The following is a 14020-nucleotide window of genomic DNA, read 5'->3' on the forward strand; positions in this document are numbered from 1 at the left end:
AGCCGAAAAGACCTTATGCCCGAGTCAGCGAATATACGGTGAAATGCTGATTTCTGAATCATAATGAATGGAGGAGCGATACACATGGATTGTGTTGGGTTGATTCAAATGACATCTGGCCCCAGCCCTGAATTGAACTTTGAGTACCTTGCTCAAGAAGTTGCAAAGTGCAAAGAGTTGGGGGCTAAGTGGGTTGTTTGCCCTGAAAACGCGTTAGTTTTTGGCAGTAAAGCCGACTATCACCAGTGTGCTGAGCCTTTTAATGATGGCCCACTGCAAAAGAAAATCTCTGAGCTAGCAAAGCTTCACAGAATTTGGATCGTCATTGGCAGTATGCCGATAAGCACAACTAACGGAGTGACGACCACCACCTTGGTGATTGATGATTTTGGTTGCCTCGTTGCTCATTACGACAAGCTACACATGTTTGATGTGGATGTCGCTGACGCCCATAAGTGCTATCGAGAGTCGGATATTTTCACTCCGGGCAACCAAGTTGTGACAGCGGAAACGCCTTTTGGTCGCTTAGGTTTGAGTATTTGTTATGATGTGCGCTTTCCACACTTGTATTCAGAGTTACGTAAGCAAGGGGCACAAATCATTGTGGTGCCTGCGGCTTTTACAGCGGTAACGGGTCAAGCGCACTGGGAAGTACTATTAAGATGCCGCGCGGTTGAAACACAGTCGTGGATTGTCGCGGTAGGTCAAGGCGGAAAACACCCTTGCCAAAGAGAAACATGGGGACACTCAATGGTGGTTGATCCATGGGGACGAGTGGTCGCACAGTTAGACCAAGATCCTAAAAGTATGGTGGTTGAGATAGACACATCCAGTTGCGAGTCCATTAGGCAAAATATGCCCATCGCGCAACACTCTCGATTTACCAATCAATTTTAATTACAAACAAGAGCCATCTATGAGCATTAATCAAATTGAAGAAGCGCTACTGAACCCGACAGGGCTTACGGAGCAAAATATCGCAGATACATTGGCGAGTATTGCTACCCGCCAAATTGATTATGCTGATATCTACTTTCAGTCAAGCTGGCACGAATCTTTAGTGCTAGAAGACAGCATTATTAAAGACGGCTCTTTCAATATCGATTGCGGTGTTGGCGTTCGTGCAGTATCTGGTGAAAAGACTGGTTTTGCTTACTCTGACCAAATCCAATTGGATGGTCTTAAGCAGAGCGCAATTGCGGCTCGTGGTATTGCTAAACAAGGTCAAAACGGCAAGGTTCAAGCGTTCAAACGCAACTCTAATCAAGCTTACTATGATGCAGTTAACCCGCTTGCGAGTTGGGAAAAACAGCAGAAAACAGAATTACTAAAATCATTAGATGCTTACATTCGCACTAAAGAGCCGATGGTGACTGAAGTATCGGTGAGTTTAAGTGGTGTGCATGAGCAGATGCTGGTTGCTGCGACTGATGGCACTTACGCTGGTGATATTCGTCCGCTGGTTCGCTTGTCTATTAGCGTACTTGCACAGAAGGGTGATCGTCGTGAGCGTGGTAGCGCTGGTGGTGGTGGCCGTTTTGGTTACGACTTCTTCTTAAGTGATGACAAAGGCACTCAAGTTGCTTACCAATTTGCGGATGAAGCGATTCGCCAAGCATTAGTTAACCTTGAAGCGGTTGCAGCGCCTGCTGGTGCCATGCCTGTGGTTCTTGGTTCTGGTTGGCCGGGCGTTCTGCTGCATGAAGCGGTAGGCCACGGTTTAGAAGGCGACTTCAACCGTAAAGAGTCGTCAGTATTCTCTGGCAAAGTTGGTGAGCAAGTAACTTCAAGCCTATGTACGATTGTCGATGACGGTACATTAACGGATCTACGCGGTTCATTGAACGTCGATGATGAAGGTGTTAACGGTCAGTACAATACGTTAATCGAAAACGGCATCCTAAAAGGTTACATGCAAGATAAGCTGAACGCTCGTCTAATGGGTGTAGCACCGACAGGTAATGGTCGTCGTGAGTCATACGCGCATCTTCCAATGCCACGTATGACGAATACATACATGCTACCGGGCGAACACACACCGGAAGAGATCATCGCGACGGTTGAGAAAGGTATCTACGCACCGAACTTCGGTGGCGGTCAGGTCGATATCACATCAGGTAAGTTCGTATTCTCAGCGTCTGAAGCGTACATGATTGAAAACGGTAAGATCACTCACCCAGTGAAAGGCGCGACGCTAATCGGTTCTGGTATCGAAGCGATGCAGCAGGTGTCTATGGTGGGTAACGACCTAAGCATCGACCGTGGTGTGGGTGTGTGTGGTAAGGCTGGTCAAAGTGTGCCAGTGGGTGTTGGTCAACCAACATTGAAACTAGACTCGCTAACCGTTGGTGGTACTGAGTAATTCAGACTAACCTCTGCCGACTTACTTCAAAATATTAAATTGAAAAGCGCCTCCAATGTGAGGCGCTTTTTGTTTTTAGATTACTGATTCAGTGAGCGTATAGAGTCACTACATGTTCTCTTCCGCAAACTCAGCTAGTCGGCTACGCACCACACCATTGAGGTGGATGTTGGCACTGCCTTCGAAGTTTTTAAAACGCTCAACCATGTAGGTTAAGCCTGAAGTCACAGGGGTTAGGTAAGAAGAATCTATCTGCGCTAAGTTACCTGAGCAGACGATCTTAGTACCTTCACCACAACGGGTGATGATGGTTTTTATCTGTGAAGCGGTGAGGTTCTGACACTCATCCAAAAGCACAAAGGCATTTTGAATCGAGCGGCCACGCATGAAGTTGATTGATTTGAACTGGATATTGGCTTTGTCACAGATGTACTTCATCGAGCCTTCTGTGCAGTGGTCGTTCTTGTGCAGCGCTTCCAGTGTATCGGTCACAGCAGCCAACCAAGGCAACATTTTCTCTTCCTCTGTACCCGGAAGGAAACCTATCGATTCACCAATATCAGGGGTGTTGCGGGTTACGATGATCTTATCGAATTGCTTACGTTCAATGGTTTGTTCAAGTGCAGCAGCCATAGCAAGCAGTGTCATGCCCAAATTGTCCAATAGCCTGTTGGACAAAGTTTAATACCTAAATTTTGCAAGAGGATCTTGCAAAAATGCGAAACAAGTTGTTTCGTAAATCGTCTTTGCCCCTAAACGTTTAGAGCATAAGAAACTATCAATAGATTAATTTGTGTGTAAGCCTGTTGCACCAGTTTTTTTAGTCCCAGATACGACAAAGCCACAGGCAATGCCTATGGCTTTGTAAACAGCTACAGAATGTTTGTCATTCAAAACGAAGAGGGAACACATTCTGTGTGCAGCGTCGGGTGTTTTATCACCAAAGTATATGGAAGGGAAAGCACCTAGACTTATCATATGTCCTCGGTGGTCTGCTTTGCAATTAAGCCAAGTTCAATTCGATACAATTACTTCTGGCCAGACAGTAAATAGTACATCCAAGAAAAAGCAGGGATACCCGAGGCTCTCAACGTTAGTTTAAAGCTAAGAACTGTATGTGGCAAGCTTGCTTCTGCCCCATTCGAAGTTACGCCTGATTAGCTACTTACTTCACAGAGCCGCCATTTGACTTACTTTTCCTCATACCTTTAGTGCACCTATAAAAGTCGGGGGATTATCACTGCACCCAAATTGAACTTATGCACCAAAATGATCACATCTAGAACAGTGTAGTAATTCACTTTGAGTTTAAGTTATTGATTTTTAGTTACTTAAAATTGGCATGATATTTGTTTAGTTATTGTAAGTTTACAAGAGCACAGAGTTAGCTAGGTGATTAACCTTGCTAACTCACAATTTGGCAAATAGACATCTAGGGTTCCGGCTGTTGATACAGTGTCTGGGTCGAGAGTTGTCAACCTCGCAAGGGGTCACACGGAGGGATAGAAGCCCGGGAGATTAAACCAAGCCAATTGGTTATGTCTCTTGTGTTTGTATTTAGTGACCTCATGGAGGAGATTTCAATGAAAGCTCAAATCAAAAAAAGCCTACTTGCATCCGTTGTCGGTACGACGCTACTCACTTCAGCCTTTTCCCCAATCGCATTAGCACAAGAGAAAGAAAAGTTTACTCTTGCTTGGTCTATCTATGTCGGGTGGATGCCATGGGATTATGCAGACCATTCTGGAATCTTAGATAAATGGGCAGATAAGTACGGCATTGAAATCGATGTTGTGCAGGTTAACGACTACATTGAGTCCATCAATCAGTTCACCACGGGTCAGTTCGATGCAACCGTTATGACGAACATGGATGCATTAACGATTCCTGCGGCAAGTGGAGCTGACTCAACAGCACTAGTAGTGGGTGACTTCTCAAACGGCAACGATGGTATTGTCCTTAAAGGGGATAAAAAGTTAGAAGACCTAAAAGGTCAGTCAATTAACCTTGTAGAGTTAAGTGTATCTCACTACCTGCTGGCTCGCGCGCTAGAAAGTGTGGGTATGAGTGAGCGTGATGTGAGAGTCGTCAACACATCCGATGCTGATCTTGTTGCCGCATTTAGCACTAGCCAAGTGACTTCTGTCGTTACTTGGAACCCGCTATTGAGTGAAATCACTTCTCAGCCAGACACTTCTTTTGTTTTCAACTCTTCTGACATCCCTGGCGAAATTATCGACTTACTGGTCGTCAATACTGAGACCTTGGAAAGCAACCCAGCATTGGGTAAAGCCTTGACCGGCGCGTGGTACGAAATCATGTCGATCATGCAATCATCAGAACAGGGTGATGAAGCCAAATCCTATATGGCACAAGCATCTGGTACTGACCTTGATGGTTACAAGTCTCAGCTACAAGCGACCAATATGTTCTACTCCGCTGATGAGGCAGTGAGATTTACACAAAGCCCTAAACTTGCTGCGACGATGCAAAAAGTCAGCGAGTTCTCATTTGAGCATGGTCTGCTAGGTGAAGGTGCGCCTGATGCGGGTTTCATTGGCGTAGAAACACCAACGGGCGTTTATGGCGACCCAAGCAACATCAAGCTTCGATTTACATCTGAGTACATGCAGATGGCAGCGGATAACAAGCTGTAACCTCACCATTCGGTCATTGTAAATGGAGTCGTTATGACCAAAGTAATTAACTGTCATCCGTCCAAATTTGGACGCGTTATGTTAGGTGTGATGCCGTTTCTCATCCTGCTTGCCGTCTACGTGACGGCAGCAGATGCGAGACTGGCAGCCAACTCCGCCGATAAGCTACTTCCCGCGCTCAGCAGTTTTGCAGATGCCATCGACAGAATGGCGTTTACCCCAAGCCGAAGAACGGGTGAATACCTAATGTGGACAGACACCTTTGCCAGTCTTGCAAGACTAGGCTGGGGGATTGGTATCAGTGCACTGATTGGTCTATCACTAGGTATTGCGACGGGCATTATTCCTTTAGTGCGTTCTTCATTATCACCGGTGATCACCGTAGTTTCTCTTATTCCGCCTATGGCGATATTGCCAATATTGTTTATCTCATTTGGGGTGGGTGAAGTCTCTAAAGTGGTGCTGATTGTCATCGGTGTGTGTCCGATCATTATTCGAGACATTCAGCTTAGGGTGCAAAGCCTGCCTGATGAGCAACTCATTAAGGCTCAAACACTAGGCGCGAACAGTTGGCAAATTATTGTGCGAGTTATCCTTCCTCAGATTATGCCAAAGCTGATTGAAGCCGTTCGCCTAACCTTGGGTAGCGCATGGCTGTTCTTGATTGCCGCAGAGGCGATTGTTGCAACCGAAGGCTTGGGATACCGCATCTTCTTGGTACGCCGTTACCTATCAATGGATGTGATTCTACCGTACGTCTTGTGGATCACTATCTTGGCTTACAGCATGGATTGGCTCTTACGCTTAGCGTCGAAAAAGTTAAGCCCTTGGTATCACCAGTCTCAAGGAGAGAATCATGGTTAGTGCGCAAGTGAATAACGAAACCAAGCAGCCGATCATCCAAATCAAGCAGGTTTGGAAAGAGTATGGCGACAACATCGTCCTTGAGCGTTTGAACCTCACTGTCAATGAAGGTGACTTCGTCAGCATCGTCGGCGCTTCGGGTTGTGGAAAAACCACTTTCCTCAACATGCTGCTAGGCACAGAAACACCATCGAGAGGCCAAATGTTATTGGATGGCGAGCCGCTTACTCAAGAGCCTGGTGTAGAGCGAGGCATCGTGTTCCAAAAGTACTCGGTGTTTCCACATCTGACTGCACTTGAGAATGTCATGCTCGGCTATGAGTTTGAGGAAAGCAGTATTTCCAGCACTTTATTGGGACGACTGTTTGGGGCTAAGAAGCAACAAGCGAAAAAGCAAGCGTTGAAGATGCTGGAACAAGTAGGCTTGTTAGCCGCTCAAGATAAATACCCGCATGAGCTATCAGGCGGTATGAGACAGCGTCTTTCTATTGCTCAGGCACTAATTAAGAAGCCAAGAATACTGCTATTGGATGAGCCTTTTGGCGCACTTGATCCGGGTATTCGCAAAGACATGCATGTGCTCGTGAAATCGCTGTGGAAAGAGCAAAACCTGACCGTATTTATGATCACTCACGATCTTAGTGAAGGCTTCCATCTAGGCAACCGTCTATGGGTGTTTGATCATACCCGCCATGATGAGCAAGCCCCAGAGCGTTTTGGTGCGCAGGTGACTTTTGATATTCCAACTGAGCAGTTGGAACACACCCAACCAGAACAACTACTACAAAAAATTGCATAAGGAATAAAACATGTTAGCAAAACAGGAAGTGATTTTTTCAGACACACTGCCTGGGGCCGCCCATTGGTCTATGGTCGTGCCGAAAGGTCGAACGGTTCGGTTCAAAGACCTAGAAGGCGGGGCGAACCTGAGTGTGTTGTTCTACAACCCTGCCAATCCGATAGAGCGCTACAATGCGCCTGATACCTTGAAATGCCAACACACGTTCAAGCTGACCACAGGCAACTGTTTGTATTCAGATATGGGGCGTATTTTCTGTTCGATTGTCCGTGATGACACTGGCTGGATTGATACTGTTTGTGGTGTTGCCAACAAACAGAAAGTGGCACAGAAGTGGGGTGAGCGAGACTACCAAACAGAGCGTAACCAGTGGAAACAGAACGGCTATGACGCGTTGCTAGTAGAAGTGGCGAAATATGGCTTAGGTAAGCGTGATTTGGCGGCGAACCTTAACTTGTTCAGCAAAGTGGCTACCGATGAAGTGGGTAATCTTAACTACGACCCTCAGCACAGCCAAGCCGATGACTGTATTGAGCTGCGTTTTGAGATGGATACCTTGGTAGTGATGACGACTTGTCCGCATCCACTTAATCCATCAGAGACATATCCATATAAGCCTGTTGAGGTAACGGTATTTGAGTCTGACCCGATGCTCGAAAGTGATGCCTGTCTAAATCACCGTGAAGAGAACGAGCGAGGTTTTGAAAACAACCGTCGTTATGCCGCTACGGAAAGTCAAGCCGTTGAACCATCCACCGTTAGTCACTGTTGTTAAAGGAGTAAAACATGATTGTAGAGAGCCAATTACAGCCAAGTGAAGCACTTTATCGTGATGTTGTGCCTGCGGGGGACTACTACATGAAAGTCGTAAAAAAAGGCCAAACGGTGCGTATCCTTGATATTGAAGGCAACCAAGCTGCAGATACTCTGTTTTACAACGCGAATGATCCTTCAGAGCGCTACAGCGCCATCGATACCATTCGTGAGCAGGGTAATGTTTATCTAACTGCTGGGACCAAGATTCTGTCTGACCAAGGCAATGTGATGCTTGAGATTGTCGCAGATACCTGTGGCCGACACGACACGCTTGGCGGCGCATGTGCGACCGAGAGCAACACAGTACGTTACTCAATTGATAAAAAGTGCATGCATGCTTGCCGTGATAGCTGGTTACTTGCTGTCGCTGAAAACGAGCAGTTTGGTATGTCTAAGCGCGACATTACCCATAACATCAACTTCTTTATGAATGTACCTGTGACAGCCGAAGGTGGACTTACTTTTGCGGACGGTATTAGTGGCGCAGGCAAGTACGTAGAGCTCAAAGCCCACATGGACACCATCGTCTTAATGTCGAACTGCCCACAACTGAATAACCCATGTAATGCCTACAACCCAACGCCTGTTGAGGTCATCGTTTGGCAATAAAGTCAGCAAAATAGCTGCAAAAAATGAGCAAGGGACGACCCTAGTTAATGCTCTTTATTTTTCCGGGACGACCTGGATTTTAGGGAAGAAAATATGTTTAGTAAGGTGTTAATTGCTAACCGTGGAGCCATTGCCTGCCGAGTTATCCGCACATTAAAACAACTCAATATCACAAGCGTTGCTATTTATAGCGAAGCAGACTCTCAAAGTTTACACGTTGTCGGTGCTGATGAGGCTTACTCTTTAGGTCAGGGCGGCGCAACCGAGACGTACCTTGATCAAGACAAAATCATTGCTATTGCGAAACAGTCAGGGGTAGAAGCGATTCATCCTGGCTACGGCTTCCTAAGCGAAAACCCAGAATTTGTTGAACGCTGCGAACAAGAAGGATTGGTCTTTTTAGGACCAACAGCAGAACAAATGCGAGCGTTCGGCCTAAAACACTCTGCGCGTAACATCGCGACTCATGCGAACGTACCGCTTCTCCCAGGCACAGACTTATTGAATGACAAGCAGCAAGCCCTAAAGGAAGCGGAGAAAATTGGCTATCCAGTGATGCTTAAAAGTACCGCTGGTGGCGGTGGTATCGGTATGCAGTGCTGCTTTACAAGCCAAGAGCTGGATGAGGCTTATAATAGCGTTAAGCGATTAAGTGAAAACAACTTCAGTAACAGCGGCGTGTTCATCGAGAAGTTTATTCAGCAGGCACGCCATATTGAAGTGCAGATCTTCGGTGACGGACAAGGTTATGTGGTTGCATTAGGTGAGCGTGATTGCTCTGCTCAGCGCCGTAACCAAAAAGTCATTGAAGAGACACCTGCACCGAACCTCAACGATGAAACTCGAGCTAAGCTACAGGATACTGCGGTTCGCCTTGCGAGTGAGGTGAACTATCGCAATGCAGGTACGGTTGAGTTTGTATTGGATCAGCAAACACAAGAGTTCTACTTCCTTGAAGTGAACACACGCCTACAGGTGGAACATGGTGTCACAGAAGAAGTGTTTGGTGTTGATCTTGTTGAGTGGATGGTTCGCCAAGGTGCTGAGCAGCTAGAACTGGCGACACTTGGTGCAAACCTAAAATCACAAGGCCATGCGATTCAGGTTCGTCTTTACGCCGAAGATGCTAACAAAAACTTTCAGCCGTGTGCTGGGCTACTAAGTCATGTCGAGTGGGCAGAGCAAGAGAACTTACGTGTAGAACATTGGATTGAAGCGGGCGTTGAAGTTTCGCCATTCTTTGATCCTATGCTTGCTAAAGTGATCGTTCATGCCCAAGACAGAGACACAGCACTTGCAGAGCTTAAGCAAAGCCTCGACAACAGCACGATTTACGGCATCGAACACAACAAAGCGTACTTAAGCCAGCTATTAGCGAGCGAACTGGTAAAGAAAGGTGAGGTGCTGACTCAGTCTCTCAATACTTTCGAGTTTAAACCGAATACCTTTGATGTCGTCAATGGAGGAACACAAACCACCATTCAAGATTACCCAGCACGAACAGGTTACTGGGACATTGGTGTGCCACCATCAGGCCCTATGGACGCATTAAGCTTCCGTTTAGCCAACACACTACTAGCCAATGATGAGTCATGCGCTGGTTTGGAAATCATTGTCTCGGGTCCAACGCTTAAATTTAACCAAGCGACACGTATCGCGCTGACAGGCGCAAGCATCCAAGCCTCACTGGATGGTGAATCGGTAACGATGAATACAGCGATTGAGATTAAATCAGGACAAACGCTGAAGCTTGGCAAGGTGCTAGACGGTGCTCGTACTTACCTAGCGGTACAAGGTGGTATTGATTGCCCAGAATATCTTGGTAGCCGCTCAACCTTCACGTTAGGCCAATTTGGTGGCCACGCTGGTCGTGCATTAGTGGCGGGGGATGTACTGCGTATTAGCCAATCGGCTCAGGAGAGTACGACTGAAATTACCTCAGTGGTGCAGCCAGAATTCAACGGTGAATGGCAGATCCGAGTGATTTACGGCCCTCACGGTGCGCCAGATTTCTTCACCCAAGAGGATATTGATGCCTTCTTTGATGCCGAGTGGAAAGTGCACTTTAACTCAAGCCGTACAGGCGTTCGTTTAATCGGACCTAAACCAAACTGGGCACGCGCAGATGGTGGCGAGGCAGGGCTTCACCCATCAAACATCCACGATAACGCTTATGCCGTTGGCACTATCGACTTTACTGGTGATATGCCGGTTATTCTAGGTCCAGATGGCCCAAGTCTTGGCGGTTTCGTCTGCCCAGCGACCATCATCAAAGCGGATCTTTGGAAGATGGGGCAGCTCAAAGCAGGAGATAAGATTCGATTTACCCCTGTATCAGTAGAAGACGCTGAGCTTGCTGAGCGCGCGCAACTTTCTCAGATTGAGACAGGTGTCATCAATGAAATGGCGCTGCCAACAGCAGAGCTCGATTCGCCAATTATCAAGACCATCCCAGCGAGTCAATATGGTGAGCAAGTCGTGTACCGCCCTAGTGGTGAAGATTACTTGCTGGTGGAGTATGGTCCGCAAATGCTCGACATTCGCCTGCGTTTCCGAGTTCATGCTTTGATGCTCAAGCTTCAAGAGAGAAACTTGGTTGGCGTAGAAGAGCTCACTCCGGGGATTCGCTCACTGCAAATTCATTACGACAACCTCGTGTTGCCAAGAGAGCAGCTGCTTGACGAGTTAGAATCGATTGAAGCGACTCTCGGTAATATCGATGAGCTAACTGTGCCTGCTCGCGTGGTGCATTTGCCACTGTCTTGGGATGACGAAGCCACTCGACTGGCGATTCGTAAATACGACGAAGTGGTTCGCAAAGACGCACCTTGGTGCCCGGATAACATTGAGTTTATTCGCCGTATCAATGGGCTCGACTCAGTAGAAGACGTTAAGCGCATCGTGTTTGATGCGAGCTACTTAGTGATGGGGCTAGGGGATGTGTATCTTGGTGCGCCAGTGGCAACACCAATTGACCCTCGCCACCGCTTGGTCACTACTAAATACAACCCAGCACGTACTTGGACGCCAGAAAATGCGGTCGGAATTGGTGGTGCTTACATGTGTGTCTACGGTATGGAAGGTCCAGGTGGTTATCAGTTTGTGGGTCGAACTCTGCAGATGTGGAATCGCTACCGTCAAACCGAAGCCTTCACCAAGCCTTGGCTGTTGCGCTTCTTCGACCAAATTAAGTTCTACGAAGTGAGTGCGGAGGAGCTGCTCGATATTCGTGAGAAACACCCACAAGGTCACTATCCAGTGAAGATTGAAGAGGCCGAGTTCTCACTTGCAGATTACCAATCACTTCTCGATGAACATGCCGATGAAATCAAGCAGAGCAAAGCTCGCCAGCAACAGGCATTCGAAGAGGAGCGTCAGCGTTGGGAAGAGTCTGGACAAGCGAACTTCGTAGCGACTGAAATAGAGCAGTCGAGTGTTCAAACAGAGCTAGAAGAAGGGCAAGAAGCCATTGAGAGCCACGTTGCTGGCAACATATGGCAAGTGCTCGTCGAGCCGGGGCAAACTGTGAAAGAGAATGATGTGGTGATGATTCTGGAAGCGATGAAAATGGAGCTCGAAGTGACCGCGAGTGTCTCGGGTGTAATCGACTCGATATGCCATGAAGCGGGTGCGCAGGTACATGCAGGCGAGCCGCTACTTGTTGTTAATACGTGTGCTGCGTAACGGTTCTGAGGATAGGTAAGATGACAGATTCAAACACAACTATTCAAACAGCATCAGAGCCACTGACGATCAGTGGCTTACATGAGGCGTATCGCAGCGGTGAGACTAACGCCGAGCAGTTTTTACGTACCAAGCTTGAGCAAGTCAGAGCCGATCAATCTAACGTCTGGCTCTCAGTGATTTCTGACCAACAACTGGACATGTATCTCGCTGAACTCGCCAAACAAGATATTGATCAGTTACCCCTCTTTGGTGTCCCTTTTGCCATCAAAGACAATATTGATTTAGCGGGGCTAGATACTACTGCTGGCTGTGAAGCTTACCGCTATCAGCCATCAGAATCAGCGTATGTCGTCAAACAGCTGATCAAAGCAGGCGCTGTACCCTTGGGTAAGACAAGCCTTGACCAGTTCGCCACAGGTTTGGTTGGCACACGCAGCCCTTGGGGCGCGGTGAATAACAGCTTTGATGCGCGGTATATTTCGGGCGGTTCAAGTTCTGGCAGCGCGGTCTCTGTGGCGACCAATCAAGTCTACTTTGCTCTTGGCACAGACACGGCGGGATCAGGTCGCGTACCTGCTGCATTCAACAACCTCTATGGCTTGAAGCCAAGTAAAGGATTGCTAAGTTGCACCGGTGTCGTCCCTGCATGTCGCACACTAGATTGCGTGACGTTTTTCACCAAGAGTGCAGAAGACCTTACTACACTCTACCAAGTGGGCGTGAGCTATGATGAGAGCGATTGCTATGCTCGCTATGCGATTGAACAAGGGCTTGAAGCGACTGCAAAGTTCTCTGGGTTGAGAGTCGGTGTACCAGCGGAAGAACAGCTCAAATTCTTTGGCAACGAAGAGTACCGCAAGCTCTATGCTCAGTCGGTTGCTCGTCTAGAATCATTGGGTGCAGAGGTCATTCCATTTGATTTATCGCCATTTATTGAAGCAGCAAATTTGCTTTACCAAGGGCCATGGGTCGCAGAGCGTTATGCGGCTATCGAATCCTTCTTTAACAGCAATCAAGAGCAGTGCTTAGAAGTGATTCAAACCATTGTTGGTGGAGCCAAAGATCTTTCAGCCGCCGATACCTTCAAAGCCATGTATCAAATGCAAGCCTATAAGGTTAAGTGTGATCAGCTGATGGACGATGTTGATGCGGTGCTCACACCAACAGCAGGCACTATCTACACCATTGATGAAGTTAACCGCGACCCAATCGCTCTGAACACCAACCTTGGCTATTACACCAACTTCATGAACCTGCTCGACTACAGCGCGATTGCCATACCCGCAAGCTTCACCGAAGCCGGGCTACCATTTGGCGTCACCTTATTTGCACAAGCCTTTCAGGATGAAGCTCTGATTGCTCTAGCTAAAGAGTGGCAACAGGCGATGAACTTACCTTTAGGTGCAACACAGGTTGAACTTGAGAGTAGTGAGAGCGTTGATCTTCTTGTATGCGGTGCTCACATGAAAGATCTAGCGCTTAACCATCAGCTGATTGAATTGGGCGCGAACTTTAAACAGCGCACCACCACATCAGAAAACTACTCTCTATACTGCCTAGCAGGTGGCCCGCCGTTAAGACCGGGGCTGGTGCGTAACCAAAACCAAGGCCAAAAGATTGAAGTTGAAATCTGGCGAGTTCCTAAAAAACAGCTAGGTTCCTTGCTTGTGCAAATCCCTCATCCACTTGGATTAGGTAGTGTTGAAATTGACTCTGGCGAATGGGTGAAAGGGTTTATCTGTGAAGGTATTGGAATTGAAGGGGCAACCGATATCACAGAAACGGGTGGATGGAGGTCTTTTCTTATACAATCATGATTGATGTCTCTTTTATAAATAGTAGGCTTGGGAGATATACCTAAGCTTTAAATAGGTTCTGTCTCAAAAATAATCAGAACACAGATGCAGTGATAAAGCAGTGGCAGAGTACTTTGCGATACTTTAGATAATTCGTACTTTACTAATTTAAGTAAGTACTCTAACTAGGTTCTGTCCAAAAGCTTCTCGGATTGAATTTTTACCCGTGAACTCACCATCCTAATCTTCCTTTAATATCAGTGACCATTAATCCTAGAGCTTCAGCTTGAGCCAAAGACTTATCAATCCGGTTTCTTTGTCTCTTTACTTGGCGCATGTCAGCGTTTGCGTACGTAGGGTCAAGTCTTGTCTTTTGCCTTTTTGATGAAATCGTACGTAGGGTCAAGTCCTGTCTTTTGCCTTTTTGATG

The 14020-nt window shown here is 47.2% G+C and carries 10 protein-coding genes, 1 pseudogene and 1 riboswitch; of the genes and pseudogenes, 9 read left to right on the forward strand and 2 right to left on the reverse strand.

What is annotated here, in order from left to right; all coding sequences use genetic code 11:
- The first annotated feature begins 84 nt into the window (after positions 1–84).
- Entirely contained in the window at positions 85–897 is an 813-nt protein-coding gene (locus AB4585_RS05520; RefSeq protein WP_017061365.1) for a carbon-nitrogen hydrolase family protein, read from the forward strand.
- A gap of 19 nt (positions 898–916) precedes the next feature.
- Positions 917–2362: a metalloprotease TldD gene (gene tldD, locus AB4585_RS05525; RefSeq protein ID WP_017061366.1), complete on the forward strand. Its 1446-nt coding sequence runs from the start codon at positions 917–919 to the stop codon at positions 2360–2362.
- Positions 2363–2470: 108 nt separating this feature from the next.
- Here tldD and AB4585_RS05530 read toward each other — a convergent pair.
- Positions 2471–3013 (reverse strand): annotated as a pseudogene (locus AB4585_RS05530) (PhoH family protein); the annotation flags it as partial.
- Between the two features lie 770 nt (positions 3014–3783).
- Positions 3784–3881, forward strand: a riboswitch (guanidine-I (ykkC/yxkD leader).
- 64 nt (positions 3882–3945) lie between these two features.
- On the opposite strand from AB4585_RS05530, the gene AB4585_RS05535 reads away from it, so the two are divergent.
- The 7 genes from AB4585_RS05535 (at position 3946) to atzF (ending at position 13611) form a co-directional block, all read left to right on the forward strand.
- Positions 3946–5019, forward strand: coding sequence for a putative urea ABC transporter substrate-binding protein (locus AB4585_RS05535; protein ID WP_372155620.1), 1074 nt, complete (start codon positions 3946–3948; stop codon positions 5017–5019).
- 33 nt (positions 5020–5052) lie between these two features.
- Positions 5053–5883, forward strand: coding sequence for an ABC transporter permease (locus AB4585_RS05540; RefSeq protein ID WP_372155619.1), 831 nt, complete (start codon positions 5053–5055; stop codon positions 5881–5883).
- Complete coding sequence (locus tag AB4585_RS05545) at positions 5876–6682, forward strand: ABC transporter ATP-binding protein (protein ID WP_372155618.1); 807 nt, start codon at positions 5876–5878, stop codon at positions 6680–6682. Before AB4585_RS05540 ends, AB4585_RS05545 begins: the two co-directional genes overlap by 8 nt.
- Positions 6683–6692: 10 nt before the next feature.
- Entirely contained in the window at positions 6693–7457 is a 765-nt protein-coding gene (locus AB4585_RS05550) for an urea amidolyase associated protein UAAP1 (RefSeq protein ID WP_372155617.1), read from the forward strand.
- A gap of 11 nt (positions 7458–7468) precedes the next feature.
- The gene (locus AB4585_RS05555; protein WP_372155616.1) at positions 7469–8107 is read left to right on the forward strand and encodes an urea amidolyase associated protein UAAP2; all 639 of its coding nucleotides are present in this window, start codon (positions 7469–7471) and stop codon (positions 8105–8107) included.
- A gap of 93 nt (positions 8108–8200) precedes the next feature.
- Positions 8201–11791 carry an urea carboxylase gene (uca, locus tag AB4585_RS05560; RefSeq protein ID WP_372169411.1) on the forward strand — a complete coding sequence of 1197 codons (3591 nt, stop codon included), beginning with the start codon at positions 8201–8203 and terminating at the stop codon, positions 11789–11791.
- 20 nt (positions 11792–11811) lie between these two features.
- On the forward strand, positions 11812–13611 hold the full coding sequence (atzF, locus tag AB4585_RS05565) for an allophanate hydrolase (protein ID WP_372155246.1): 1800 nt from the start codon (positions 11812–11814) through the stop codon (positions 13609–13611).
- Positions 13612–13822: 211 nt separating this feature from the next.
- On the opposite strand, the gene AB4585_RS05570 is transcribed toward atzF, so the two are convergent.
- Positions 13823–14020 (reverse strand): hypothetical protein (locus tag AB4585_RS05570; protein ID WP_372169412.1); only part of this gene is annotated, 198 nt, incomplete at its 5' end.

The organism is Vibrio sp. 10N.222.49.C9, from assembly GCF_041474985.1.
Lineage (GTDB): Bacteria > Pseudomonadota > Gammaproteobacteria > Enterobacterales > Vibrionaceae > Vibrio > Vibrio crassostreae_C.